The organism is Pseudomonas sp. PS01297, assembly GCF_029959305.1.
In the GTDB taxonomy this organism is placed as follows: Bacteria; Pseudomonadota; Gammaproteobacteria; order Pseudomonadales; family Pseudomonadaceae; genus Aquipseudomonas; species Aquipseudomonas helleri.
In genome coordinates this window covers 18,704-44,510 of record NZ_JASCPQ010000015.1, presented here as the reverse complement: position 1 = coordinate 44,510, position 25,807 = coordinate 18,704, and the positions used below count along the sequence as shown (strand labels likewise).

22 protein-coding genes are annotated in these 25,807 nt (G+C 50.4%); 19 read left to right on the top strand and 3 right to left on the bottom strand.

Going from position 1 to position 25,807, the window contains the following annotated elements; all coding sequences use genetic code 11:
* Position 1 precedes the first annotated feature (1 nt).
* Together QMX84_RS07435 and QMX84_RS07430 are read left to right on the top strand one after the other, a co-directional pair.
* Positions 2-826 (top strand): ABC transporter permease, encoded by an 825-nt coding sequence (locus QMX84_RS07435; protein WP_153336760.1) that lies wholly within the window; start codon positions 2-4, stop codon positions 824-826.
* Between the two features lie 70 nt (positions 827-896).
* Positions 897-2,141: an aminotransferase class III-fold pyridoxal phosphate-dependent enzyme gene (locus QMX84_RS07430; RefSeq protein WP_282363499.1), complete on the top strand. Its 1,245-nt coding sequence runs from the start codon at positions 897-899 to the stop codon at positions 2,139-2,141.
* A 501-nt stretch (positions 2,142-2,642) separates the two neighbouring features.
* Here the strand turns inward: QMX84_RS07430 and QMX84_RS07425 are convergent.
* Positions 2,643-4,433, bottom strand: a complete 1,791-nt coding sequence (locus QMX84_RS07425; RefSeq protein ID WP_282363498.1) for an EAL domain-containing protein — start codon at positions 4,431-4,433, stop codon at positions 2,643-2,645.
* 613 nt (positions 4,434-5,046) lie between these two features.
* Between QMX84_RS07425 and QMX84_RS07420 the strand changes: the two genes are divergently transcribed.
* Complete coding sequence (locus QMX84_RS07420; protein WP_048369073.1) at positions 5,047-5,397, top strand: hypothetical protein; 351 nt, start codon at positions 5,047-5,049, stop codon at positions 5,395-5,397.
* A gap of 60 nt (positions 5,398-5,457) precedes the next feature.
* Here QMX84_RS07420 and umuC read toward each other — a convergent pair whose 3' ends face one another.
* Positions 5,458-6,732 carry a translesion error-prone DNA polymerase V subunit UmuC gene (umuC, locus tag QMX84_RS07415; protein WP_278938701.1) on the bottom strand — a complete coding sequence of 425 codons (1,275 nt, stop codon included), beginning with the start codon at positions 6,730-6,732 and terminating at the stop codon, positions 5,458-5,460.
* Positions 6,722-7,150, bottom strand: a complete 429-nt coding sequence (locus QMX84_RS07410) for a S24 family peptidase (RefSeq protein ID WP_153426001.1) — start codon at positions 7,148-7,150, stop codon at positions 6,722-6,724. The genes umuC and QMX84_RS07410 overlap by 11 nt, the downstream gene beginning before the upstream one ends.
* 995 nt (positions 7,151-8,145) lie before the next feature.
* Here QMX84_RS07410 and QMX84_RS07405 point away from each other — a divergent pair.
* The 16 genes from QMX84_RS07405 (at position 8,146) to QMX84_RS07330 (ending at position 25,797) form a co-directional block, all read left to right on the top strand.
* Positions 8,146-8,586 carry a low molecular weight protein-tyrosine-phosphatase gene (locus tag QMX84_RS07405; RefSeq protein WP_048388784.1) on the top strand — a complete coding sequence of 147 codons (441 nt, stop codon included), beginning with the start codon at positions 8,146-8,148 and terminating at the stop codon, positions 8,584-8,586.
* 38 nt (positions 8,587-8,624) lie between these two features.
* The gene (locus QMX84_RS07400; RefSeq protein ID WP_282363517.1) at positions 8,625-10,853 is read left to right on the top strand and encodes a polysaccharide biosynthesis tyrosine autokinase; all 2,229 of its coding nucleotides are present in this window, start codon (positions 8,625-8,627) and stop codon (positions 10,851-10,853) included.
* A gap of 253 nt (positions 10,854-11,106) precedes the next feature.
* Positions 11,107-12,429: a UDP-glucose/GDP-mannose dehydrogenase family protein gene (locus QMX84_RS07395; protein WP_282363497.1), complete on the top strand. Its 1,323-nt coding sequence runs from the start codon at positions 11,107-11,109 to the stop codon at positions 12,427-12,429.
* Between the two features lie 109 nt (positions 12,430-12,538).
* On the top strand, positions 12,539-13,396 hold the full coding sequence (locus QMX84_RS07390; protein WP_282363496.1) for an ATP-grasp fold amidoligase family protein: 858 nt from the start codon (positions 12,539-12,541) through the stop codon (positions 13,394-13,396).
* A 13-nt stretch (positions 13,397-13,409) separates the two neighbouring features.
* Complete coding sequence (locus QMX84_RS07385; RefSeq protein WP_282363495.1) at positions 13,410-14,729, top strand: hypothetical protein; 1,320 nt, start codon at positions 13,410-13,412, stop codon at positions 14,727-14,729.
* Positions 14,730-15,387: 658 nt separating this feature from the next.
* Positions 15,388-16,581, top strand: coding sequence for a glycosyltransferase (locus tag QMX84_RS07380; RefSeq protein ID WP_282363494.1), 1,194 nt, complete (start codon positions 15,388-15,390; stop codon positions 16,579-16,581).
* A 188-nt stretch (positions 16,582-16,769) separates the two neighbouring features.
* Positions 16,770-17,117 (top strand): DapH/DapD/GlmU-related protein, encoded by a 348-nt coding sequence (locus QMX84_RS26485; protein ID WP_348775188.1) that lies wholly within the window; start codon positions 16,770-16,772, stop codon positions 17,115-17,117.
* Between the two features lie 26 nt (positions 17,118-17,143).
* Positions 17,144-17,695 carry a putative colanic acid biosynthesis acetyltransferase gene (locus tag QMX84_RS07370; protein WP_282363492.1) on the top strand — a complete coding sequence of 184 codons (552 nt, stop codon included), beginning with the start codon at positions 17,144-17,146 and terminating at the stop codon, positions 17,693-17,695.
* Between the two features lie 2 nt (positions 17,696-17,697).
* Positions 17,698-18,654, top strand: a complete 957-nt coding sequence (locus tag QMX84_RS07365) for a glycosyltransferase family 2 protein (RefSeq protein ID WP_282363491.1) — start codon at positions 17,698-17,700, stop codon at positions 18,652-18,654.
* A 63-nt stretch (positions 18,655-18,717) separates the two neighbouring features.
* A complete protein-coding gene (gmd, locus tag QMX84_RS07360; protein ID WP_282363490.1) occupies positions 18,718-19,839 on the top strand; it encodes a GDP-mannose 4,6-dehydratase in 1,122 nt (373 codons plus the stop codon).
* A gap of 2 nt (positions 19,840-19,841) precedes the next feature.
* Positions 19,842-20,819, top strand: coding sequence for a GDP-L-fucose synthase (locus QMX84_RS07355; protein WP_282363489.1), 978 nt, complete (start codon positions 19,842-19,844; stop codon positions 20,817-20,819).
* Positions 20,819-22,027, top strand: a complete 1,209-nt coding sequence (locus tag QMX84_RS07350; RefSeq protein WP_282363488.1) for a glycosyltransferase WbuB — start codon at positions 20,819-20,821, stop codon at positions 22,025-22,027. Before QMX84_RS07355 ends, QMX84_RS07350 begins: the two co-directional genes overlap by 1 nt.
* Positions 22,028-22,030: 3 nt before the next feature.
* Positions 22,031-22,501 carry a GDP-mannose mannosyl hydrolase gene (locus QMX84_RS07345; RefSeq protein ID WP_282363487.1) on the top strand — a complete coding sequence of 157 codons (471 nt, stop codon included), beginning with the start codon at positions 22,031-22,033 and terminating at the stop codon, positions 22,499-22,501.
* A gap of 30 nt (positions 22,502-22,531) precedes the next feature.
* Positions 22,532-23,950 (top strand): mannose-1-phosphate guanylyltransferase/mannose-6-phosphate isomerase, encoded by a 1,419-nt coding sequence (locus tag QMX84_RS07340; protein WP_282363486.1) that lies wholly within the window; start codon positions 22,532-22,534, stop codon positions 23,948-23,950.
* Between the two features lie 324 nt (positions 23,951-24,274).
* On the top strand, positions 24,275-24,607 hold the full coding sequence (locus tag QMX84_RS07335; RefSeq protein ID WP_153350985.1) for a hypothetical protein: 333 nt from the start codon (positions 24,275-24,277) through the stop codon (positions 24,605-24,607).
* Positions 24,608-24,693: 86 nt separating this feature from the next.
* Entirely contained in the window at positions 24,694-25,797 is a 1,104-nt protein-coding gene (locus QMX84_RS07330) for a polysaccharide biosynthesis/export family protein (protein WP_282363516.1), read from the top strand.
* Positions 25,798-25,807: the final 10 nt, after the last annotated feature.

Below are 25,807 nucleotides of genomic sequence, written 5' to 3'. Positions count from 1 at the left end.
CATGCTGCCGCCTTATGCCTCCAAAGCCGAAAAACTGGCCCGCTTCGGTCTGGTGACGGTCTGCCTGTTGGTGCTGCTGTTTTTGATCATCCCGGTGCTGGTGATTATTCCGCTGTCGTTCAACTCGTCATCGTTCCTGACCTACCCGATGGACGGGTTTTCGTTGCGTTGGTACGAAGAACTGATGTCGTCCCAGGAGTGGCGTCAGGCCTTTAAAAACAGCTTTATCATCGCCCCCGCCGCCACGGCACTGGCCATGATCTTCGGCACCCTGGCGTCGGTGGGGCTGTGCCGGGGCAACTTCCGCTTTAAGGGCGTGATCATGGCGTTTCTAATTTCGCCCATGATCGTGCCGCTGGTGATCGTTGCGGTCGGTCTGTACTTCTTCTTTGCCAAGTTGCAATTGCTTAACAGCTACACCGGTCTGGTGCTGGCCCATGCCATGCTCGGCGTGCCGTTTGTGGTCATTACCGTTAATGCGACGTTGCAGGGTTTTGACAACAACCTCAGCCGGGCCGCCGCCAGCCTCGGTGCCCCGCCACTGACGGTGTTTTTCAAAGTGATCCTGCCGCTGATTGCCCCCGGCGTTATCTCGGGCGGGCTGTTTGCGTTTGCCACCTCGTTTGATGAAGTCGTGGTCACGCTGTTTCTGTCCAGCCCGTCACAGCGCACCTTGCCCTTGCAGATGTTCTCGGGCATTCGAGAAAACATCAGCCCCAACATTGCCGCGGTCGCCACCATCATGGTCATCCTGTCGGTATTAATGCTGCTGACCCTCGAAGTCCTGCGACGACGCAACGAAAAACTGAAAATCAAACAACAATAACCCATGCCGTACACCTGCCCGGGCCCAACAGCCCGGGGCGGGTAACTCTTGTCCAAATTCAGAGGTTTTTATGCCGAATCTAGTGGGTGATGTTTCCAGCGCAGCCCGCATCCTGCCTGATCTCAAGGGTGAAAAACTGTTTATCCGCAACGGCAAAGGCGCCTACCTGTGGGATGACCAGGGCCGCCAATACATCGACACCGCGCTGGGCTTTGGCGCGGTGTTGCTGGGCCATTCCAATGACGCCGTCAATGCGGCGGTCGTGCAGGCACTGAGCGACAGCGCGGCGCCGTCCTGGGCCCATGTGCGTGAGCATGGCGCGGCGACGGCACTGGCCAGCCACACCGGCGAACTGAGCAAAGTCATCTTCACCAACTCGGGCAGCGAAGCCGTGCACCTGGCCTGCCGCGCAGCGCGGGCCTACACCGGTCGCGGCAGAATCGCCAAAATGGCGGCGGGTTTTGATGGCTGGTTCGATGACATCAGCTACGGCAACGTCACTTCCAAAGAAGCGAGCTTTAGCGACGGCAAGCGCCCGTCTACAGAGCGCACCACCTTGCTGCGCTTTAACGACTTTGACGATGTTGAGCGCCTGTTTACCGAAGACAGCAATATTGCTGCGGTGATTCTGGAGCCGATGCTGGCCAATGCGGGCTGCATCATGGCCTTGCCGGGCTACCTCAAACACGTACAAGACGTGGCCCACCGCCACGGCGCACTGGTGATCAGCGACGAAGTGCTGATGGGCTTTCGCCTGTACCCGGGCCTCGCGGCCCTGCAAGAAGGCCTGGACCCGGACATCGCCAGCGTTGGCAAAGCCATTGGCAATGGCGTACCGGTGTCGGCGGTCGTCGCCAAACCGCACATTTTCGCGGGGTTTGAAGAAGGCCGGGTCATACGCGGCGGCACCTTCAGCGGCAACCCCATGGCCTGCGCGGCCGTGACCACCACCCTGGCGCAACTGGACAGCGTTGACTACCCGCAACTCATCGCCCGTGGCGACGCCTTGCGAGGCGCCATTGAAAGCATCTTTAAAAGTCACGGCATCACCGTGAGCACCAGCGGCTACGGCAACGTATTTGGCATCTGGTTAGGCGAAGTGGTCCCGAGCACCTACGAACAGGCTGCGCAAATCGCCAACCCGTCGTTCACCAAAGCCCTGCACCTGGCATTGCGCGAAGCGGGCGTACTGATCATGCCGTCGCCGTACGGCCGGTTGTACATCTCCTTCGACCACACGGACGAAGTGATCGAAGAAATCAAAACCGCGTTCGAACACGCGGCGATTGAATTGAGTGCTGTGTATAGCGGTTGATCTTTTGATCTTGGCTATTTTTACGGCCGCTGCGCGCCCGATCGCAGCCTCGTACCTCGTCAGCGGCTACAGGTGCGCAATTCAACTGTAGGAGCGAGCTTGCCTCGCGATCTTTTGATCTTTCGCAGCCTTCGTGCCTCGTCAGCGGCTACAGGCGTACGCGGTCAAAGCGTAGGAGCCGCCGAAGGCTGCGATCTTTTGATCTCGGTCTTTTTGCGGCCGCTGCGCGCCCGATCGCAGCCTCGTACCTCGTCAGCGGCTACAGGTGCGCGATACACCTGTAGGAGCGAGCTTGCTCGCGATCTTTTGATCTTGGCCTTTTTGCGGCCGCTGCGCGCCCGGACGTAGCCTCGCAAAGCTCGTCAACTGCTACAGGGGGGTGCGCGATACACCTGTAGGAGCGAGCTTGCTCGCGATCTTTTGATCTTGGCCTTTTTACGGCCGCTGCGCGCCCGGACGTAGCCTCGCAAGGCTCGTCAACTGCTACAGGGGTGCCACGTCTCACGTAAAACATCTCTGCTCGCGCAATAACGTCTCTAGCTCTTTTGTCGGCAATGGCCGGCTCAACAGGTAACCCTGGACTTGATCACAGCCGTTCTCGGTCAAAAACGCCAACTGCTCACAGTTTTCAACACCTTCTGCAATCACTTGCAAGTTGAGGCTGTGGGCCAGTTCGATGATGGTGCGGGTAATGGCCGCGTCTTGGGCGTTGTGCGGGACTTCGCGGATAAAAGCGATGTCGATTTTCAATTTATCAATCGGGAAACGACTCAGGTAAGCAAGGCTCGAATACCCCGTGCCAAAGTCGTCTATGGAGATCTTCAGCCCTAAATCTCGCAACGCCAGCAAACTGGCGATGGTCTCCGGGGTGTTGAACATCAAGGAGCTTTCAGTCAGTTCCAGCTCCAACCATTTAGCCTCGATTTGATGTTCATCCAGCGAACGCTGGATGTCTTGCACAAAATCCCCCTCGGCTATTTGCTGCGCCGAGACGTTGACCGCTACTTGCGACACGCCCAAACCGGAACGCTGCCAACAGGCAATTTGCCTGCAGACACTGGCAATCACCCACTGCCCCACCATGGAGATAAGCCCCATGTCTTCCAGAATCGGCACAAACACCGACGGCGCCACGCTCGGCAAACCCGGGCGATGCCAGCGCAACAGCGCTTCAACCCCGCACAGGGTGCCGTCGCGCAGGCTTATTTTCGGCTGGTAATACAGCTCAAACGCCTGCTTGCGTACCGCATCACGCAACGCCGTTTCGAGTTCTTGGCGGGCCTGCACTTCGACGTTCATTTGCGCGGTGTAAAACCGGTAGGTGTCCCTGCCCGCCTGTTTGGCGCGATTCATCGCGGTGCTGGCCTGTTTGATCAGCCGCTCGGCGTCGGCGCCATCATCGGGGTACAGGGCAATCCCGATGCTGGCCGTCAGGGTCACGTCTTGCTCCTGAACCCTGAACGGCTCACGCAGCACTTCTCGAATACGGTCCACGATCTGTTTGGGCCCCGTCTGGCCTTTACGGATCATCAAGATCAAGGCCAATTCGTGACCGTCCATACGGCCCAAGGTATCGGAGACGTTAAGGCAGTTGGACAACCGACGACAGAACTCAGCCAGCACCTGATCACCAATCAAATGCCCCCACACGTCGTTGAAGCTTTTAAAGTCATTCAGATCGACCGTGCACACCGCCAGTTGCCAGCCTCTAAGCTCGGCCTGGGTCAGGCCCATTTGCAAGGTGGTGTAGAAAAGGTTGCGGTTGGGCAAGCCAGTCAGCGGGTCGTAGTTGGCCATTTTCAACAGGCGCTCGTCGCTGCCCATGGCGGAACGAAACCGCTCAACGTCGATGGTGCGCTTTTGCAATTGCTGCTCGAGCATCAAGGTGTGTACCACCTGATGATCGCCAAAGGCCTTGAGCCTGAGCAGGTTGCGCACCTTGAGCCACAGCTCATCATTGACCACCGGCTTGCTGAGCACCTCTTCGGCGCCCGCCTCCAGCCCTGAAAGCCGCGCGCTTTGCTCGCTGAGGCCCGACAGCATGATGATCGGGATATTCGCGGTCGCCACGTTCGCCTTGATGTGGCGGGCCACCTGGTAGCCGTCCATGCCCGGCATCATGGCATCGAGCAAGATCAAGTCAGGCGGTTGCCTGGCCACCATGGCCAGGGCCATTTCACCCGAAGGGGCACTGAGCGTTTGATAGCCCTGATCCTCCAGCATGATCGCCAGCAGCTTACGAATGACTTCGTCATCATCAACAATTAAAAGTGTGGCCGGCGTTGTAGGCATGAAGAGTCCTTAATTCAGTGGGCCTGGGTTCCCAGCCTTGATCGGTCTTCGGTCGGTTTATCCACCGTGTTAAACCCCTTACCACCGGGGCTCTCGCTTTTAGTGGGTTGGAGTAAAGCACCGTTCTCAGGGTTTCTCCACGCGGGCGCTTTACAAAATCTGTGCCAGCCGCCACCGGGCCAAGGCTTGTTTCAAATAAAGCCAATATTCAATCGAAACCGTTACCGATTTAAGCAATGGCAAACAGCCACAAACTGCGATAACAAACGTCAGCAGCACTTAAAAATCAGCCGTTTCGTACGACAGTTCGCTTTCAATTGAGCGAAACTTCCGAGAAAATCCCGTTCGCTTGCGCCTGTCCAGTTCGAGGCATAGTCTCGGCCCATCGCTGTCCATCAGCGGTTGGGTTTAGTCGCCCGGCAAGTGATCAGGCGCAAGGCGCCACCTCCGTGAGGCGTTTTTTTTCGGCCCGCGTTTTATGGTGGCCGTGCGCAGGGCGCCTTCGGGCGCGCCGGGTTTCCTGATCACCGGTCGACTAACCTGCGTACGGCTGCCACCCACTCGTTTAGTCGCGACAGGTGACAGCTCCTTTAAGTGATTAGGAGATGCACCCATGAAAAAGATTGTCCCCGATCCACCCACCCTTCCCTTGCTCGATGCTGCCCAGTGCAACGATGTGCTGTTAGACCGTGCGGCCGCCGAACGCGCGCTGGACTTTTACCTGCTTGAACCCAAACCTCCACGACACGTGGATCTGGCCACGTACGTCATCCCGGACAGCGTCAATTTAGAAGCGGCTTTGGCCCAAGCGTCAGACTTGTTGCGCTGCGCGGGTGCCTCCGCGAGTGAGGCAGGAAATGGCATGAGCGGGCACGCGCGCAGTTTGGTGTTATCGACCGTGCACCTGGTGGAGCTGGCCAGGGCGTACGTCGATAAGTCGCTGGATGGCTTAACCACGCACTAAAGCAGCACGCGCCTGCTTGGCGACAGGCGCGACAGCCCAACATGTATTAATGCAAAACACTCAGCCCACCCGCCACAGTTGATCCAGCCGCGTGGTATAGCCCTGGCTCATCAAGTCACGGCGCATGGCCCACTCCGGATGGCTCGGCACACTGGCCGTACGCAACGTGCCACGCCCCCAGCGCCCGTTGATCTCGTCCAATACCGCCATCACCCGCGACGCCTCCGCAGGCTGGTTAATCGCAAACAGATCATCGGTAAACTCGCCCGGCTGGCGCAGGTCCAGCAACAACACCTCGGCCTTGCTGTATTTAAACCCCGGCCGAAACACCAGCTCCACCGCATCAACCGCGGCCTTGGTGAGCAAGCGTACGTCGTCGGTCGGGTACGGCAACGTCACCACCACACCGTTGGCGTATTTGGCCTCATCGGGGTTGAACATCCCCGTACGAATACTCACCCGCACCTTGCGGCAATAAGAACGCTGGGCCCGAAGCTTCTCGGACGCGCGCATCATATAAGTCGCGACCGCTTCTTTAATGGGCGCCATGGCGGTCAGGCGCTTGCCGAACATGCGGCTACAGCAGATCTCTTGCTTGGGCGGGTCTGGCTCGTCCAGCTCCAGGCACGACGTACCGGCCAACTCGCGGGCGGTTTTCTCCATCACCACGCTAAACTTTTTACGCAGCATCCATGGCTCAGCACTGGCCAGATCCATGGCCGTCATAATGCCCATGCCTTGCAAATGCAGCGTCATGCGCCGGCCCACACCCCACACTTCAGCCACCGGCGTATTACGCAGCACCCAACTGCGCTCACGCTCGCCACACAAATTAACCACCCCGCCAGTGCGCGCCTGCAGCCGCTTGGCCGTGTAGTTGGCCAACTTGGCCAGGGTTTTGGTCGGGGCAATGCCCACCCCTACCGGGATCCCTGTGCACTGCACAATTTTGCTGCGCAACTGGCGCCCCACCTCGCTGGGGTCGGTGATCCCGGTCAAGTCAGCAAAACACTCATCAATGCTGTACACCTCGACGGCGGGCAACTGAGACTCGATCAGGCTCATCACCCGCTCACTCATATCGCCGTACAGCGCATAGTTGGACGAGAATGCAACAATCCCCAACGCCTCCAGCCGATCCTTGATCTGAAAATACGGCTCACCCATTTTTATGTGCGGCTTGGCGTCATAACTGCGCGCAATCACGCAGCCATCATTGTTGCTCAGCACCACAATCGGCACCTTGGCTAGGTCCGGGCGAAACACCCGCTCACAACTGGCATAAAAACTATTGCAGTCAATCAGCGCAAACACCGCAGGCAACTTAGTGGCCATGGCTGCGCACGCTATACGTAATCACACCCCAAATAGACAAATCATCGCCCTCCAGCACATGGTGGTCGGGGTACTTGGGGTTTTCGGAGCACAGCACCACCCGCTTGCCCCGAATACACAGCCGCTTACAGATCGGCTCGTTATTAAGCAGAGCCACCACCACATCCCCGTCTGCCGCCTCAATAGAACGATCAACCACCGCCAGGTCACCCGAAAAAATCCCCACCCCCTGCATGCTGTCGCCATCAATCGTCACCAGATACACATGCGGGGCACGCAGGCTTAACACCTCATCCAGCGAGATGGGCTGCTCCATATGGTCCGTCGCCGGCGACGGAAACCCCGCCGGGATCTTGAACGTACACAGCGGCAAGCGAACGCTGCCTTCAACAAGAGGACCCAAGAGAGAGAAACCCATGACACGCGCCTTTCCATAAACTGTACATGCATACAGTAGACTGCGACGTAAGAGCCCGGTCAATTTTTATGTCAGAAATTTCGACAGGTGGAGCCAGCCGCATCCTAAATTGGCAAAACGCATACCCGACCTAAATACTCTGCTTTATCGCTGTGCGATATCTGGAGCAATTGCACTAACTTGAAGCGAACATCAGATTCGCCTTAACACATTTAGCGCGCATTAGTAGTGTCAAACTCTGCAATAAGGCGTAATGCAACGCTATTTACCGCCTATCGCTTAATTTGATGTTTTGATATCAACATCAATATCACAGTGCCACCAACACTAAATTTAGGTGAATAGTCATGCAACTTCTGAAGAGCCAAGCCGCAGTTAGCGCCGGATATAAGTAAACAGTTCTACCGCGAGATCGCCCGTGGCCCCTGCACCGGCACCCGTACAGTCAGGGCGATGAGCGGGCAGCACCCCGCACCAGAACAGTGCGCACGTTGCCATTTAAAAGGATGGACATCCGCCGATGCACACCCAAGTGGGTGAGCACAAACCCAGGCCCGCATAACGTGCCCTGCAAGCCGCATAAATGCTCATCTGCACCGTAGAAAACAGCGCACCAGGCTTACCTGCCAAAGCAGCGTAACAGCACCTAAGGGGTTGATTTGAGCGAGAAAAAAGCCCGTAAAATGTTATTTTTTGTCAAGCTAAAATCGTTGAAAAAGGCTATATATAGCCCCCTGTGTTACATCTTGTACATAAAGGTTGCTCTTAGAGACCCTTCGCCGTTAAAATTTTCGGCACCTCCAACTTCACACCGGCCTTATCTGTAATTAAAACAGAGGGAACTGTTGCCTTGTGAAGGCCATGTCCACATAGCAATTGCTGCACATAGGCTTTTATAGACAGGTACAACCATTGCCCAAACGCGGGCATGGTGGTCGTGACGATTAGTTGAATGCTCTCGCCGGCTGAGCATATTTGGCACAAAGGAAGCTGCCTTGTTTAAACGAATCTTGATTGTCTGCGTCGGCAACATCTGCCGCAGTCCTACCGCAGAACATATGCTGCGGGTCGCCCTCGCCCCCTCCGGCATCGCCGTGAGCTCTGCGGGCTTGGGCGCCTTGGAAAACCACGCCATCGAAAAAAACGCTCGTGCTGTCCTTGAGAGCAAAGGTCATGTCCTGGGCGACCACAGCGGTACCCAATTGAACTCTTCTCTGATAAATGACTCGGATCTCATCCTTGTCATGGAGAAGAAACACATAGACGGTGTACTGAAAATCGCACCGGAAGCACGCGGCAAAGTCTTGTTGTTAGGCAAATGGCAAAACAACCGTGAAATCGACGACCCCTATCGCCAGGGGAAAGCCGCCTTCGACCATGCGTACGCGCTGATTGAAGAAGCTGTAAACGCATGGGCACAGCGCCTCAAGCGCTGAGCTAATTCTTGAATACTGTGAAGAAAAAGAATCGAATTATGCAGCAAGCTCCCGTGACAAAGTCCCATGAACACGAAGATGACAACGACGAAATCGACCTTATGGGGTTGCTGGGCACGCTGATCGACCACAAATGGCTGATCGCAGGCGTGACCGGCGTATTTATGGCTGCGGGCGTGGCGTATGCGCTCTTGGCGACACCGGTGTACCAAGCGAATGCGCTAGTTCAGGTTGAGCCGAAGAAGGGCGATCCTTTGGGGTTTTCTGATATAGGCAGCATGCTGGGTAAGGAATCACCATCAACAACAGAAATTGAGTTGATAAAATCGCGCAAAAATATCGGAGCAACGGTTGATAATCTGAAGCTGGATATCACTGTTGAACCCAACCGATTCCCACTGATTGGGGAATTTGTTGCGCGTCGCTTTAAGCCAGAAGCCGATGGCGATGTTGCCAGCCCAGTACTAGGAATGAACAGTTATGCCTGGGGTGGTGAACAGCTCAAACTTGCCAAATTGGAATTACCCCAAGAACTACTCGGAAAGAAACTGAGTCTGGTGAGTGGAGTTTCAGGAACGTTCACTCTTCTTGATGATGACGACAACCTTTTAACTAAGGGTAAAGTCGGCCAATATATCAGTGAACATGGCATAAACCTACAAGTAGAAACTCTCAACGCTAATGCTGGAACTATATTTACTGTTGTCCGAAATTCTCGTTTCAACACCATCATGGACCTCCAAAAATCACTGGACGTGGCTGAGCGCGGAAAAGACTCTGGCATGTTGGGTTTGGCCCTTGAAGATAAAAATCCAGCAGTCGCAATCCAGACATTGAATGAAATTGCGCGATTATATGTGCAGCAGAACGTTGACCGTACTTCTGCTGAGACCGCCCAAAGTCTTGGTTTTCTGAAAGATCAACTGCCGCAAGTACGCAAAGATCTTGAAAAGTCTGAAAACGCCCTTAATGCGTTTCAGATCCGTAGTAAATCAATTGATATAAGTCTCGAAGCAAAAGCCATTCTTGATCAGATCGTAGCGCTAGATACCAGTATCTCTGCTTTAAAATTGCAACAGGCAGAGATGGATCGCAAATTCACCCCACAACACCCTGCTTATCGGGCGCTGATGGGACAACTTGCTGAACTGATCGCAAAACAGAATCGCTTGGCAAAGCAAGTTGCTGGCCTGCCAACCACTCAACAAGAGCTATTGAGCCTGACTCGCGACGTGAAAGTCAGCACCGAAATTTACACCCAGTTGCTTAACAAATCTCAAGAACTTGATGTCATGCGTGCCGGCGCTGTTGGCAACGTGCGCTTGATCGACACTGCAGATGTAGACCTGCTTAGTCCGGTTAAACCTAAGAAGTCGTTGATCGTAGTTATCGCCACCTTGCTAGGTGCATTTTTGGGTATAGGCTATGTATTGTTCCGCAAGGCGCTTAACCGTGGTGTAGAAAACCCAGACGATATCGAGAAACTCGGTTTACCTGTTTATGCTTCGATTCCTTTTAGCTCGTTGCAAAAGGTAGAGGACGATAAAAGCACTAAAGGGCGTGGCACTCGCGTAACTCCGCTTCTGGCCAGCAGTCACCCTACGGACTTGGCAGTTGAGGGTTTACGCAGCCTGCGCACAAGCCTGCACTTTGCAATGCTGGAAGCCGACAATAACCGCCTAATGATTTCCGGCCCAAGCCCTAAGGTCGGTAAATCCTTTGTTTCCTCTAACTTAGCAGCCGTTATTGCACAATCAGGTCAACGTGTGTTGCTGGTCGACGTAGATATGCGCAAAGGCTATATCCATAAAATGTTCGGCTTCGAAGTCGAAAATGGTTTATCAGATCTTCTTGCCAAACGTTGCGACTTAAATACAGCTACTCACCAAACGGACGTGGAAAATCTTTATGTAATTACCCGCGGTCAAGTGCCTCCAAATCCGTCGGAGCTGCTGATGCACAAGAACTTCACCGAGTTCCTTGAACAAGTCAGTGCTAATTATGATCTTGTCATTCTCGACACACCACCATTCTTGGCCGTTACTGATGCTGCTATTGTTGGACGCCAATCCGGCACCAACATGATTGTCACCCGCTTTGAGCTCAATCCAGCCCGCGAGGTTGAACTTACCATGCGGCGCTTTGCACAAAATGGTATTGATCTAAAAGGTGCCATCTTCAACGGTGTCGAAAAACGCGCATCAGCCAAATACGGCTATGGTGCTTATGGTTACTACAACTACGAATACAAGTCTGACAGCGTCTAATACCGTAAATTTACACCCGTTAACGAGCGTCTTTGACATTCAAAGACGCTCTTTCAGCACATTAGCAACAAGCAATATCGTTATTACAAAATGATTTAATCGCTTTCAGGGACTGGCGAATAATCCTGGGGCGGTAGCGTGCCTAAACCTATATAACTCGCCTTGCTTATCACTAATAAAATCTTTACACCAAGACAATTAGTCTAAATTTTATATATTTTCACCACCCGCTTTACGTTTAAAGGGAATCGACATGAAAGTCACAGTATTTGGCATTGGATACGTCGGTCTGGTTCAAGGCGCAGTACTGGCCGAAGTAGGCCACGACGTTGTATGTATTGATATCGATGCCAACAAGGTCGAACGCCTTAAGCAAGGTCATATCCCTATCTACGAACCAGGCCTCGAAGCCTTGGTTAAAGAAAACTACGCTACCGGTCGGCTGAACTTCACCACCGATGCTGCTGCCGGGGTCAAGCATGGCGAAGTGCAATTTATCGCCGTAGGCACCCCGCCCGACGAAGATGGCTCAGCCGACCTTAAATATGTTCTGGCTGTGGCGGAAACCATTGCTCAGCATATGGAACGCCCGCAAATCGTCATCGATAAATCGACTGTCCCCGTCGGCACCGCTGACAAAGTTCGTGCGCGCATCTCTCAGGTGCTGGCTCAGCGTCAACGTGAAGAATTGGCCTTTGACGTCGTATCCAACCCCGAATTTTTAAAAGAAGGCTCTGCTGTAACAGACTGCATGCGCCCCGATCGCATCGTAATCGGCACCAGCTGCACAGCCACCGAAGATGTGATTCGCGAGCTATACGCGCCATTCAATCGCAACCACGAAAAAATCATCGTCATGGATGTACGAAGCGCCGAACTGACCAAGTACGCCGCTAACTGCATGCTCGCTACAAAAATCAGTTTTATGAACGAAATGGCTAATTTGGCAGAAATGCTGGGTGCAGACATTGAGATGGTGCGCCAGGGGATTGGTTCTGATCCACGCATCGGCTATCAGTTTTTGTATGCCGGAGTGGGTTACGGCGGCTCCTGCTTCCCCAAAGATGTGCAGGCATTAATACGTACAGCCGATAGCATCGACTTCGACGCTAAAGTGCTCAAAGCTGTAGAAAGCCGTAATGATGAACAGAAGTCTGTTCTGTACACAAAGATATCTAAACACTTCAATGGCGACCTGAACGGCAAGACCTTCGCGCTCTGGGGCCTTAGCTTTAAGCCCAACACCGATGATATGCGCGAAGCACCTAGCCGAGTATTGATGGAAGCTCTGTGGAAAGCTGGTGCAAAAGTCCAGGCTTTTGACCCAGAAGCTATGGAAGAAACCCAGCGTATCTATGGCAGCCGAGATGATCTGAATTTATGCGGCACCAAAGAAGCGGCCCTCAAAGGAGCTGATGCGCTTGTAATTGTTACAGAATGGCAAGCGTTTAAAGCGCCAGATTTCGATTTTATCAAACATCAACTGAAGCATTCATTGATATTTGATGGCCGGAACCTATTTGAACCTAAACGCATGACGTCCAAAGGTTTTATTTATAAATCCATTGGTCGATAAATAATATTTATTTTTAGCGACTCTGGAAGCATTATTCGTAAAAACAAAATATCTTACTAAAATCCGTGAAACGCCTTTCGCGCCGAGCAATGGTTTGAATGGAATCCAAATGAAAAACCTACTACCTGACTGGATCTACTTTCAGTTGGTTTACGTTAAAAACTACAAGCGACTTGGAAATTTCTCTCAACCCCAAAAATTTTCGGAAAAACTATTCGCAAGAATCCAGAACCCTTTGCCTGCCTTCAGTATGCTAGCTGATAAAGTGAAAGTTCGCGAATACGTGTCAAAAACTGTAGGTGATCAGTATTTAATACCTTGCTATGGTACTTATGAGAGGTTAACTCCAGAAGACTTTAAAAACCTACCAGAAAGTTTTGTCCTCAAAGCTAATCATGGTGCGGGGCAAGTGCTCGTTGTAAAAGACAAATCCACACTATCACCTGAATCAGTATGCAATCAGGCAAACAAGTGGCTGAAAGACAACTATGGTGACGAATCAAGAGAAAAACACTACTTAAATATTCCCCGGCGATTACTGGCTGAGAAAGCATTATTGCAAGAAGGTAATTCTCCAGACGACTACAAAGTCCATGTATTTAACCCTCGGGACGGTCGAGCACCACACTGTTTCATTCAGTTAATGAAAGGTCGCAACGCTATATTAAGTCAAGCAATATATCTAAGCGACTGGACTAAAGCTCCATTTTGGCGTGCTGGTTATAGTGCAGTACAACAGAAAGACAACTCCCTGCGTCCAATATGCCTTGAAGAAATGCTAGAGGTTGCTATTAAGTTGACTGGCACCCTTGGATATGCCCGAGTAGATTTCTACGTTCATGATGATCGTTTATATTTTGGCGAGGTGACACTAACACCTGCTGGGGGACGCGTACGATTCGAACCCGCCGGATTAGATGCTCATTTAGGGAAGCTTTTTTCTTGGCCGGATAGAATGTCGGACTAAGCGGAGAACATTGATGAGTTCTTTACGCAAAAAAATATTCCGTAATCTGTCAGGATACGGTTATTCACAAGGGGCGACAATTGTTGCCCAAATCGTTGTCGTTCCTTTTTTTCTGGCCGCCTGGGGAGTCAGACAATATGGTGAATGGCTGGTGCTCACCAGTATCCCCATGTTTCTCTCACTCATGGAGCTGGGCGTCGCACAAGCCTCGGCTACTAGAGCCTCCTTGGCTTCGGGCTCTCAAGATCTACCAGCTATCAGGCGTATATTAGATACAGCCATGGCATTCAGCTTAGGAACAGCCGGTAGTGTTGCGTTGTTGGGAACGTTTTTAGCGATAACTGTTCCTTGGAGCAGTACACTAAAGTTATTAGAAATAGACTCCGAAACTGCGCGCTCTATTTTTATTTATATGTCCCTTTATCTTGCAGGAAATTTTTTAGCAGGTCCTATAAGTGCTTGGATGAAAGCAATGGATCGTACAGCTCTTTCAGCTGTATGGATGGCTAATCGTCGAGTCGCCGAAGTAATTGTTACAACTGTGGCGCTCTTGCTAGGCGCTAAACCGATAGATCTTGCAGCATCTCTCATGATTACATCATATGTAACAGTACTCATTTGCTACATAGTTGCACTGAGTCAATCTTCATTTGGAGCGATGACTATAAAACATGCTAGCAAGATGGAACTTCGTATTGTTTTATGGCCGGCAATATCATTTATGGCCATGCCCTTGGCACAAGTTGTTACGTTGCAAGGGGGGCTGCAATTGCTGAATGCTCTTTCTGGCGGCACTACGGTAGCAGCGTTCTCGATGGCAAGGACATTGGTACGCCTACTAATGCAAGTCGGGATCGTACTAAATAATGCTCTACGCCCAGAAGTCTCAAGACTGCTAGGTCAGAAGCAAAAGAAAAAAGCAATAAGCGTAGTAAGAAATGGCTCGTACGCAGCTGCTGTTCTCATGCTTTTCGGGATTGGAGGAGTTGCTTTAATCGGCTCACAAATACTAGATATTTGGTCTGGCGGAAAAGTTCAGCTACCTGAAACATTCTTAGTTCTACTATCTCTTCACGCAGCAATTAATGTACTCTGGTACGTACCATCAACTTATCTTTTTGCTCAAAACAAACACGGCAACATATCATGGCTTTATATGGGCTTCTCAATAATATCGCTATTTTTATGGTGGATTTTTTCTTCAAAAATTACTGCATTAACTGGAGTAGCATTAATGATGATGCTTCCCGAGCTACTAATGACTGGAATAGTATTAGTATCGATTTTTCAGTTAAAAAACCTAAGCCTTAGAAAGGCACAACAAAATAGTTAGATGAATAATTACTTTATAATCCAAAACCACAGCAATATTGACGAAAAACTTGAAAGTACGACTCCACTCAAAATAATCGAAGTGTTTTTTTGTTGCGTTACCGAAACGTAGATGCAGTTCTAGTTCTTGCTGCATTGTGTAAACAAGTATGTGTTTGGCGAAGAAGGTTAGGCCGTGCGAACCAACTTCCCAAGCCTCCTCACAGAAAAATTACCTAATCGAATGCCGTTTGGCCAAGTAGCGCCAAAAAGCACGAAAAAAGTTTATTGAGTCGACTGTACCACAAGATCAAATATGTGGGAGCAAAGATTACCGACAGGTTTGAGCATAATTTCCATTTGGCAACACCTTATCGCAATCTGCAAATGCGTTTTTTTATAAATCGCGAAGAAATTATTTTGTCTAGTTGAAACTACGAATAAATCTACAAATCTTGAAAAACATTCTAGTAGGCGCGCATGCAATATATATTTCTCAACCGCGCGAAGCGCTACAATTGAAAATTGTCAAAAATTAACCGTGCAAATTCTTAGATTACTAGACCACACACAATACTTATAACTCTAGGCCGCAATTACATTGATCATCGAGCTATTCATAGCATACCTAAGCAATAAGCCTGGAAACTTTAACCATAACATTCAGATTCTATAAAATTATGCCCTCCTCTAATTTAAAAGCAATAACACCTAATTTTCCACACGCAAAAATAGCTTTTTGCTATCATTTTTTTCCTCACTACAGAAAAGGAATAATCGAGGAAATATTAAAAGAGTTACCAGCGGATTTCGTAGGAGATGATAGAGGTGTAGAAGGCATAAAAACATTTGATTTCCCTGATAGTAAATCTTTCTCCGTAGCAAAATGCACTTACTTCGGAAAAATAATGTTCCAGCCTAAAATCTTATGGATTGCATTAACTGGAAACTATTCAACGTATATATTCTTGGCAAACCCTAACCACATAACAACATGGATAGGAGCTGCAATTTGTCGCATCAGGAACAAGCGAGTTATATTTTGGGGACATGGTTTCAAATCGCAAAACCAAACAAAAAGTAACAAAATCAGGAAGGCATTTTTCTCCCTTGCGAATGCGTTTTATACGTACGGGTATAATGCAAAAAAAAATGCTTTGAGCATGGGCTTCAATGAGAAAGAGATACACGTTGGTTTCAACTCATTAGACTATTCCTCTCAAATCTCAGTTAGAAATTACCTACAATCCAAGCCTTTAAAAAGCACCTCATTACCTGACACCTTAAATATTTCATGTATTTCTCGCTTAACATATACGTGCCGATATGACTTACTATTTGATGCAATCGCACTTGCCCAAAAAAACTCTTCTGTAAATTACAAAGTAACCATAATAGGTGATGGACCAGAGCGTTTAGCATTAGAAAACAAGGCCAAGAAGTTGGGAATAAATAGCGTTTTCCTTGGACCTATTTATGAAGAACAAAAAATAGCTGAAACTCTTTATAACTCGGATGTAACTATATCACCAGGAAAGATCGGACTTACAGCCATGCATAGCCTTATGTATGGAACGCCAGTAATAAGCCATGACGACATTATTAGTCAAATGCCAGAAGTAGAAGCCATTGTCCCAGGTCGCACTGGAGAACTTTTCCGCCACAACGATTTAGATAGTTTAACTGAAACTCTTATATCTTTTCCCACGCGCTTTCGGGACAGAAGTAAAACTCGTAACGACTGCTTCGCAATGATGGATCGTATATACAATCCAAAAAAACAGCTTAATGTTTTAAAAATGGCAATAGATAACATCCCAGCGACAAAAGGTGATGATGCATTTAGTCTTTTCAATGATGAGATCCATAAATGACTTTACGCGAGATAATTCGTTCGCTTCGACGCGTATACTGCCATCGCCGATTACGCTTACGCTCTGTACATTCTACATTCCTTGCTTGTACAAACTCATCTATATCAAAGGACCTTAAAGCTGGAGCATATAGTTACATCGGCCCTAACTGCGAAATCAGCCCCGGTGTTTCGATAGGAGCTTATACAATGCTTGGCCCATCTGTGAAAATTATTGGAAACGATCACATTTTTGACATCCCAGGAACCCCTATAATTTTTAGCGGCCGCCCAGACTTTAAACCCACTAACATAGGTCGAGATGTTTGGATTGGCGCTAATGCCGTCATAATATCTGGAACTACAATTGGGGATGGCGCGGTGGTAGCAGCCGGAGCCGTTGTGACAAAGGATATAGAACCATTTAGTGTAGTGGCAGGGATACCAGCTCGTGTTATCAAAAAAAGGTTCCAAACGTCAGAAGAAGAGTCTATTCATTTGAGTGCCTTAAACAGCGATATACAGCATGGCAATTACGGCAATAAAATCGGAAAATAAAACCATCAAGAATTAGATCCTACTCCATGATTATCAAAGATAACGACCCATATACATCAGCATCTTTTTCTTTTGCTCACCGCTTGAAACGCCAGTTATGGAATACTACTTATCTGTTGCTTTTTAAATTTAGTCCTCGACCTCTTCATATCTGGCGATCGATGCTATTGCGTTTATTTGGTGCAAAACTAGGTAAAGGCGTACATATTTATCCCGGCGCTAAAATTTGGGCCCCATGGAATTTAAATGTCGGAAATTATGTTGGCATCGCAGACGGTGCAAACATATATAATATGGATCTTATTAAGATTGGTAGCTATAGTGTCATTTCTCAAGGAGCGCATCTCTGCGGAGGATCTCATGACTACAATAGCTCAAATTTCCAGCTTTTTGCCAAGCCTATAATACTTGGCGAGCATGTTTGGGTCTGTGCTGAAGCATTCGTATCTCTCGGGGTGACAGTGCCAGATGGCGTGGTTATCGGAGCTAGATCGTTAGTAACAAAAACCATAACAGAACCATGGAGCGTATATGCAGGACATCCTGCAAAACGAATAGGCGCGCGCACAAGGAATTAGTTGTGAAGATAAATTCTGGCAAAAAAAATAATATCGGTCTGTCCGCTATCATTCTTACGTACAATGAAGAGCTCCATCTAGAACGCGCCCTAGCATCGATCAGTGAATTCGTCAGTGAGATTTTCATTATTGACTCTTACTCAACTGATCGCACATTAGAAATTGCACACGCATTCGGGGCTACTGTATTACAAAATAAATTCATCAACCAAGCGAAGCAGTTCCAGTGGGCGATGGATAATACGCAAATTATAGGGGATTGGATTTTAAGGCTGGATGCCGACGAGATAATTGAACCCGACCTCGCTAATGAAATAGTTCACAAACTCCCAACACTTTCATCCGAAATTGTCGGCATAAACCTCAAACGTAAACACATTTTCATGAACCGCTGGGTGAAGCACGGTGGTCGCTATCCATTAATAATGCTTAGGATCTGGCGCAAGGGGTATGGTCATATTGAGAATCGCTGGATGGATGAACACATTGTAATTTCAGGAGGAAAAACCGTAACTTTCAACGGCGGCTTCTCCGACCACAACCTTAAAGATTTAACTTTTTTTAATGACAAGCACAACAAGTATGCGACCCGTGAAGCAATAGAGATTCTTAATCAGCGCCTGAATCTATTTCCACGTGACCACTCTGTCACAACAGGCACTACTTCACTACAAACCGCTGCTAAATTTTTTATAAAAGAACATATATATAACCATATCCCTTTTACAGTAAGCTCAACACTTTACTTTATATGGCGCTACTTCTTTCAACTAGGCTTTCTTGACGGCCGCTCCGGCTTGGTTTATCACTTTTTACAGGGCTTTTGGTATCGTTTCCTTGTAGGTGCGAAAGTAATGGAATTAGAGCAGAGCATTTCACATCTCAAGGATAAAAACCTTATTATAGATGAGCTTTCTCGAATAACTGGTCACTCTTTGAGGCCAGAAGCAAATAACTAAAATAAAGATAAACGTAGTCAATCCCCGCAATCACTACACTAAGAATTATATAGGATATAAACAATGAAGAAGCGCGCGCTCATCACCGGCATTACTGGCCAAGACGGATCTTATCTAGCAGAATTGCTGCTGGAAAAAGGCTACGAGGTACATGGTATTAAACGCCGCGCGTCCTCGTTCAATACTCAGCGCGTCGATCACATCTACCAAGATCCGCATGTTGATAACCGTAATTTCGTACTGCATTACGGCGACCTAAGCGACTCTTCTAACCTCACCCGTATCATCCAAGAAGTACAACCGGATGAGGTGTACAACCTGGGCGCTCAGTCTCATGTCGCGGTGAGTTTCGAGTCCCCTGAGTACACGGCCGATGTAGATGCCATGGGCACTCTGCGTATCCTCGAGGCCATTCGCCTACTGGGTCTGGAAAAGAAGACTCGCTTCTATCAAGCGTCAACTTCCGAGCTATACGGCTTGGTTCAGGAAATCCCGCAGAAGGAGACTACTCCCTTCTATCCACGCTCGCCGTATGCCGTGGCCAAAATGTATGCCTACTGGATCACGGTTAACTACCGTGAGGCGTATGGCATGTATGCATGCAACGGTATTCTGTTCAACCACGAATCACCGCGCCGTGGTGAAACGTTTGTCACCCGTAAAATCACTCGCGCACTGGCAAATATCAGCCAAGGTCTGGAGCAATGCCTGTTCCTAGGGAATATGGATGCGCTGCGTGACTGGGGCCATGCCAAAGACTACGTGCGCATGCAATGGATGATGCTGCAGCAAGATGTGGCTGAAGACTTTGTGATTGCCACTGGCGTGCAATATTCGGTGCGCGAGTTCGTAAGCTGGTCTGCCGCCGAGCTGGGTATCACCCTGCAATTCGAAGGTGAAGGCGTTGATGAGCAAGCCATTGTAGTGAAAATCGAAGGCGACAACGCCCCTGCTCTTAAAGTCGGGGATGTCATTGTTAAGGTTGACCCTCGCTACTTCCGCCCTGCCGAAGTGGAAACCCTGCTGGGCGACCCAACTAAAGCCAAGCAGAAACTGGGTTGGGTCCCTGAGATCACCGTTCAGGAAATGTGTGCAGAGATGGTTCGCGAAGACCTTAAAGTCGCGCAGCGCCACGCCTTGCTCAAAGAACACGGTCACGATTTGCCGGTTGCTGTGGAGAACTGAGCATGACGCGTGATCTGAATCAAAACATCTTCGTTGCTGGCCATCGTGGCATGGTCGGGTCCGCGATTGTTCGTCGATTGCAAGCGCTGGGGTACAGCCGGATTATCACGGCTGGCCGGGATACGTTGAACCTGCTTGACCAGCACGCAGTACACGCTTTTTTCAAAGAGCACCAGATCGATCAGGTCTATCTGGCAGCGGCAAAAGTGGGCGGTATTCAGGCTAACAATACTTACCCGGCAGACTTTATCTACGACAACTTGATGATTCAGGCCAACATTATTCAGGCCGCGCATCAACACAATGTTCAGAAGTTGCTGTTCTTGGGTTCGTCTTGCATCTACCCGAAACATGCTCAACAGCCAATGCGTGAAGAGGCATTGCTAACGGGTGTGCTAGAGCCAACCAACGAGCCTTACGCAATTGCCAAGATTGCGGGGATTAAATTGTGCGAAAGCTATAATCGCCAACATGGTCGTGACTACCGCAGTGTCATGCCGACCAACTTGTATGGGCCGCATGACAACTATCACCCAGAGAACAGCCATGTGATACCTGCCCTGCTGCGCCGCTTTCATGAGGCCGTGCAGCGCGGCGACGATGAAATGGTTATCTGGGGAACCGGCACGCCGATGCGCGAGTTCCTGCATGTCGATGACATGGCCGCTGCCAGCGTGCATGTGATGGAACTGGATGACGCTACTTATCAGGCCAATACCCAGCCAATACTGTCTCATATCAACGTAGGCACAGGTGTTGACTGCACGATCGGTGAGTTGGCAAAGACCATTGCGAGCGTGACAGGGTTTTCTGGCAAGTTGACCTTCGACACCAGTAAACCTGACGGCGCGCCACGCAAGCTGATGGACGTTTCACGCCTCAAATCTTTGGGTTGGCAAGCGAGTATCGGCCTGGAGGATGGTTTGAAGGACGCCTATGACTGGTATGTCACCAACGTGCAACAGGCGCGGACCCACTGATGAAAATACTGCTCTACGGCATTAACTACAGCCCCGAACTGACCGGTATTGGTAAGTACAGCGGTGAAATGGCAGCCTGGTTTGCTGCACAGGGGCATGAGGTACGAGTGATTACCGCCCCACCTTATTACCCGGACTGGAAAGTCTGGACAGGCTTTAGCACCTGGCGTTTTAGCAAACGCCAGGAGGCTGGCGTCACCGTTATCCGTTGCCCGCTGTATGTGCCGGCTCGACCAACAGCCGTTAAACGCTTGCTGCATTTGGCCAGTTTTTCGCTGTCATCAGCCTTAGCGGTAATGGGCCAACTGCGCTGGAAGCCAGATCGGGTGATTTTGGTGGTACCCACGCTGTTTTGCGCACCGCAGGCTTTGGCCTTGGCCAAGCTGACCGGGGCAACCTCGGTATTGCATGTTCAGGATTACGAAGTCGATGCGTTGTTCGGCCTCTCCATTGCCAAGGGCGATAGGCTTAAGCGTTGGGCGTTTGCTGTTGAACGGGCACTGTTACGCAGCTTCGATCGGGTTTCTACTATCTCCAGTGGTATGCTGCGGCGCGCCCAAGACAAGGGGGTAGCCAAAGAGCAGTTACGCTTCTTCCCAAACTGGTCAGAAACAGCCCGATTCCAGAATGTACAGCGTAATACCGATTTGTTACGCAGGCTGGGAGTGAATCCAGAAAAAAAGGTTTTGCTTTATTCGGGCAATATTGGTGAAAAACAGGGACTTGAATGCGTTATCGAAGCTGCTGAGCGTTTGGCTAATCGTGCGGATCTTGTGTTCTTGGTGGTCGGTGAAGGCGCGGGCAAGGCTCGCTTGCAGGAGCTGAGCCAGCAACGCAACCTGAGCAATGTGGTGTTTGCACCGTTGCAACCTTATGACGATTTGCCTGCCCTGTTGGCCTCGGCAGATTGTCATTTGGTCATCCAGAAGCGTGGGGCCGCCGATGCGGTGTTGCCCTCCAAGCTCACCAATATCCTTGCGGTCGGAGGTAACGCCCTGATTACTGCCGACCCTGAGACCAGCTTGGGTGTGCTTTGTACTGAGTACCCCGGGATTGCCGCGCTGGTAGAACCAGAGTCAGTTGAGGCGTTGGTCAACGGTATTGAAACCGTACTGGCTATGCCGGTGCCTAATGCCATTGCCACCGACTACGCCTGTGAATTCCTGGACAAAGAGCAAATATTGACGCGTTTTCTGGCTGAGATTTGAAGTATGTGGCTCAGTAATGATGTGTTTCGCAGTGTTGTGGCTTCCACACCTTTGGTTTCAATTGATTTGGTTGTTCAGAACGCTCGAGGCGAATGCTTGCTGGGACAACGACTCAATCGACCCGCCAAAGGCAGTTGGTTTGTACCGGGCGGGCGCATTTTAAAAAACGAAACATTGGACGCTGCCTTCAGTCGCCTAACCCAGGAAGAACTGGGGCGAGCGTACCAGCGCAGCGACGCTAGGTTGCTGGAGGTCTATGAACATTTTTATGCCGACAGCGTATTTGGTGATAACGGGCAAGCACCAGACACCCACTACGTAGTGCTGGCCTATCAGTTGGTTCTGCCCGAGGGTGCAACATTGACATTGCCCCACGCACAACATGGGGCTTACCGCTGGTGGCCCTTGATCGAGATGCAGACACACGAACTGGTGCACGCCAATACCCGTGCCTACCTCGCTGCACTGCGCTAATTGTCGACGCATACACACAGGATGTTGAACATGCTCTTTCCGATCATTATGGCCGGAGGCTCTGGCTCTCGTTTGTGGCCGCTGTCACGGCAACTCAATCCCAAGCAGTTTCTGCCATTGGCGGATGCCGATGTTTCAATGCTGCAAGCGACTTTGCAGCGGCTTGATGGGCTGGGGGCCGCGTTGCCGAGACTAATCTGCAACGAGCAACACCGCTTTCTTGCGGCAGAGCAATTACGCCTGCTAGGGCTTGAAAATGCCAATATTTTGCTTGAACCGGTAGGCCGTAATACCGCACCGGCAATTGCTTTAGCCGCGTTAACGGCGTTAGAAAGCTGCACTGAAACGCAAGACCCGATTCTACTGGTATTGGCTGCTGATCATTTGATCAAAGATGTGGTCGCATTCCAAGCCAGCATTCACACAGCCCTGCCCTTGGCCCAAGACGGCAAGCTGGTGACCTTCGGTATTGTTCCAACCCATGCTGAAACCGGTTATGGCTATATCGAACAAGGCAGCGATGTGGGCATTGGTGGGTTCAAGGTAAGCCGTTTTGTAGAGAAACCTGATCTGGTGACAGCTCAGGAGTATCTGGCCAGCGGCAGTTATTTCTGGAACAGCGGCATGTTTATGTTCCGTGCCAGTCGCTATTTGCAAGAGCTCGAGAACTTCCGCCCGGATATTCTAGCGGCCTGCCGTAAAGCTTTGGCTGGCGGCACGCAAGACATGCACTTCACTCGCGTAGATGAAGCGGCTTTTGCGGCCTGCCCTGACGATTCGGTGGACTATGCCGTGATGGAAAAGACGGCCGATGCAGTCATGGTGCCGCTGGATGCGGGGTGGAGCGATATCGGCTCGTGGACAGCCTTATGGGAGGTCAGCGACAAAGACGAGCAAGGTAATGTGTTTAAGGGTGACGTGCTTAATCAGCAGTCACGTAACACCTTTGTGCACGCCGACAATCGTCTGGTGGCAACGGTTGGTGTCGATAACCTGGTTATCGTCGAAACCAAGGATGCGGTATTGGTCGCTCACAAGGACCATGTGCAGGATGTGAAGAAAATCGTAGAGCAATTGAAAGATGGCTCGCGTAGCGAGCACATCAACCATCGCGAGGTGTACCGCCCGTGGGGGGTATACGATTCCGTCGACAATGGCCACCGCTATCAGGTCAAGCGCATTACCGTAAAGCCGGGTGCCAAGCTCTCGGTGCAAATGCACCACCACCGGGCTGAGCATTGGATCGTGGTCAGCGGAACAGCCAAAGTAACTAATGGCGAGCGCACCTATCTGGTGTGCGAGAACGAATCGACCTATATACCCATTGGGCAGATTCATGCACTCGAGAATCCGGGCGTTATACCGCTGGAACTGATTGAGGTGCAGTCGGGCTCCTATCTGGGTGAAGACGATATTGTCCGCTTCGAAGACAAATACGGACGAGCGTGATCTACCTCAATCTCTTAATCACCTAATGCATAACAGCACGTTAATTTGATTTTGCTCTGTGGCCAATAAACAGACTTGAGGTAATATGCCGGCACCGCTGGTCATGATTTATTGTGTCCCAGAGCTAATCGTTATAAAAAGTCAACAACCACGACAGCCCAGCACGGGTATTCTATAAGCGTTTTGCACAATAAAATGCCTGTAAAGAACCACTTGAGCTTGGTGCCGCGCCATGATGCATTAGCAAGGCACGCAGCTTCCCCGGGCTTTATCGCCCAAGCAGCACTCGTATCAATACAGACGCTTTATCAAAAGGATTTTTCAATGAACAAATTTCTCGTTTCTGCACTTGCACTGGCTTTGAGCACTTCGGCACTGGCTGCTGAAGCACCTGCATCCACCTCTACACCCGGTGATGCAACCTCTTCCTCTGCAGAAGCAGGGGCTGCTGGTTCTACCTCTGGCACATCCTTGGCTACTAGCACTGGCGTTCTGGGCGGCGTAAGTACCGCTACCGCCGTAGGTGTGGGTGTTGCGGTTGCAGCAGGCGCAGCAGCCATTTCTTCTGGCGGCGGCGGCGGTGGCGGCAGCAACGGCGGCACTACCGGTACCACAGGCACTACAGGAACCACTGGCACCACCGGTACTACTCGTTAAGTACCCGCTAGGCTGATCGAACTAAACCACCTGGCTCACGCCAGGTTTTTGATTTTGATGTGTTTCTTTTACAAGTGTCCCCAATGATGATTCGTAGTTTGTCGCTCGCGGTACTTGCAGGGCTCGCCCTGCAAGGTTGTATGTTTTCGCCCGGTCAATACCTGGATACCAGTGAGATCGGCACAGAAGGCTCACCAGAAAGCAGTCGGGTTGAGTTGATTCCCATCACCCCCAAGCTGATTGCTCAAAACGCAGCGACCTACGTTTCTAGCTCGGTGCCAGCAGAATTGCTGGCATTCAAGCCTCAGGCCTACAAGATCGGCCCCAACGATGTGCTCTACATCACAGTATGGGACCACCCCGAATTAACTGCTCCGTCTGGCCCACAACAACAGATTGACGCTAACGGTCGGCTGGTACGGCCAGATGGAAGCATCTTTTATCCTTACATTGGCAAAGTTGATGCTGCGGGCAAAAGCATTGAAGAACTGCGTGCGATTATTGCTCAACGACTGGCGCAATACGTCGATAGTCCGCAGGTAGATTTGAGTGTTTTGCGTTTTGCTAGCCAAAAGGCCACATTGTCTGGCGCAGTTGTAAAAGCAGGCCCAATGCCCATTACAACAACCCCTGTCAGCGTAGTTGAAGCGCTGGGAGCAGCCGAAGTTGACCCCTTAAATGCAGACCTTTCCGGTCTTACGCTGACCCGTGATGGTCACGAATATATCCTTGACATGGATGCGCTCAATACAGCGAATGGTTCGCAACTGCATAACGTCTATTTAAAAGATGGAGATCAGTTATACCTGCCGTATAACGATCGTAAAAAGATTTATGTCATGGGCGAAGTTCTCATACCTCAAGCGCTGAAGTTCAAGACTAAAGGTATGACCCTTGCGGATGTTGTCGGCTCTGTGGGTGGGCTAAACCAAACCACCGCCAATGGCAATGCTTTGTATGTAATACGTGGTGCGGCTAACCTGGAAACAGAACCGGCCAAGGTTTACCAGTTGGATGCCCAGTCCCCTGTGGCTCTGGCCATTGCCACTCACTTCGAACTGAAGTCACAAGACATCGTCTATGTGGGCCCCGCACAAGTTACACGCTGGAACCGTTTGATAAGCCAACTCGTTCCGTCGGCAACTATCGTAGGTACTGGAGCAACCGCTCAACATAACCTGCGCGATTAAGGCTGAGCCG

Coding starts and splice junctions, on each gene's coding strand:
- QMX84_RS07435 (WP_153336760.1), top strand. CDS start 2: ATGCTGCCGCCTTATGCCTCCAAAGCCGAAAAACTGGCCCGCTTCGGT.
- QMX84_RS07430 (WP_282363499.1), top strand. CDS start 897: ATGCCGAATCTAGTGGGTGATGTTTCCAGCGCAGCCCGCATCCTGCCT.
- QMX84_RS07425 (WP_282363498.1), bottom strand. CDS start 4,433: ATGCCTACAACGCCGGCCACACTTTTAATTGTTGATGATGACGAAGTC.
- QMX84_RS07420 (WP_048369073.1), top strand. CDS start 5,047: ATGAAAAAGATTGTCCCCGATCCACCCACCCTTCCCTTGCTCGATGCT.
- umuC (WP_278938701.1), bottom strand. CDS start 6,732: ATGGCCACTAAGTTGCCTGCGGTGTTTGCGCTGATTGACTGCAATAGT.
- QMX84_RS07410 (WP_153426001.1), bottom strand. CDS start 7,150: ATGGGTTTCTCTCTCTTGGGTCCTCTTGTTGAAGGCAGCGTTCGCTTG.
- QMX84_RS07400 (WP_282363517.1), top strand. CDS start 8,625: ATGCAGCAAGCTCCCGTGACAAAGTCCCATGAACACGAAGATGACAAC.
- QMX84_RS07395 (WP_282363497.1), top strand. CDS start 11,107: ATGAAAGTCACAGTATTTGGCATTGGATACGTCGGTCTGGTTCAAGGC.
- QMX84_RS07390 (WP_282363496.1), top strand. CDS start 12,539: ATGAAAAACCTACTACCTGACTGGATCTACTTTCAGTTGGTTTACGTT.
- QMX84_RS07385 (WP_282363495.1), top strand. CDS start 13,410: ATGAGTTCTTTACGCAAAAAAATATTCCGTAATCTGTCAGGATACGGT.
- QMX84_RS07380 (WP_282363494.1), top strand. CDS start 15,388: ATGCCCTCCTCTAATTTAAAAGCAATAACACCTAATTTTCCACACGCA.
- QMX84_RS26485 (WP_348775188.1), top strand. CDS start 16,770: ATGCTTGGCCCATCTGTGAAAATTATTGGAAACGATCACATTTTTGAC.
- QMX84_RS07370 (WP_282363492.1), top strand. CDS start 17,144: ATGATTATCAAAGATAACGACCCATATACATCAGCATCTTTTTCTTTT.
- gmd (WP_282363490.1), top strand. CDS start 18,718: ATGAAGAAGCGCGCGCTCATCACCGGCATTACTGGCCAAGACGGATCT.
- QMX84_RS07355 (WP_282363489.1), top strand. CDS start 19,842: ATGACGCGTGATCTGAATCAAAACATCTTCGTTGCTGGCCATCGTGGC.
- QMX84_RS07350 (WP_282363488.1), top strand. CDS start 20,819: ATGAAAATACTGCTCTACGGCATTAACTACAGCCCCGAACTGACCGGT.
- QMX84_RS07345 (WP_282363487.1), top strand. CDS start 22,031: ATGTGGCTCAGTAATGATGTGTTTCGCAGTGTTGTGGCTTCCACACCT.
- QMX84_RS07340 (WP_282363486.1), top strand. CDS start 22,532: ATGCTCTTTCCGATCATTATGGCCGGAGGCTCTGGCTCTCGTTTGTGG.
- QMX84_RS07335 (WP_153350985.1), top strand. CDS start 24,275: ATGAACAAATTTCTCGTTTCTGCACTTGCACTGGCTTTGAGCACTTCG.
- QMX84_RS07330 (WP_282363516.1), top strand. CDS start 24,694: ATGATTCGTAGTTTGTCGCTCGCGGTACTTGCAGGGCTCGCCCTGCAA.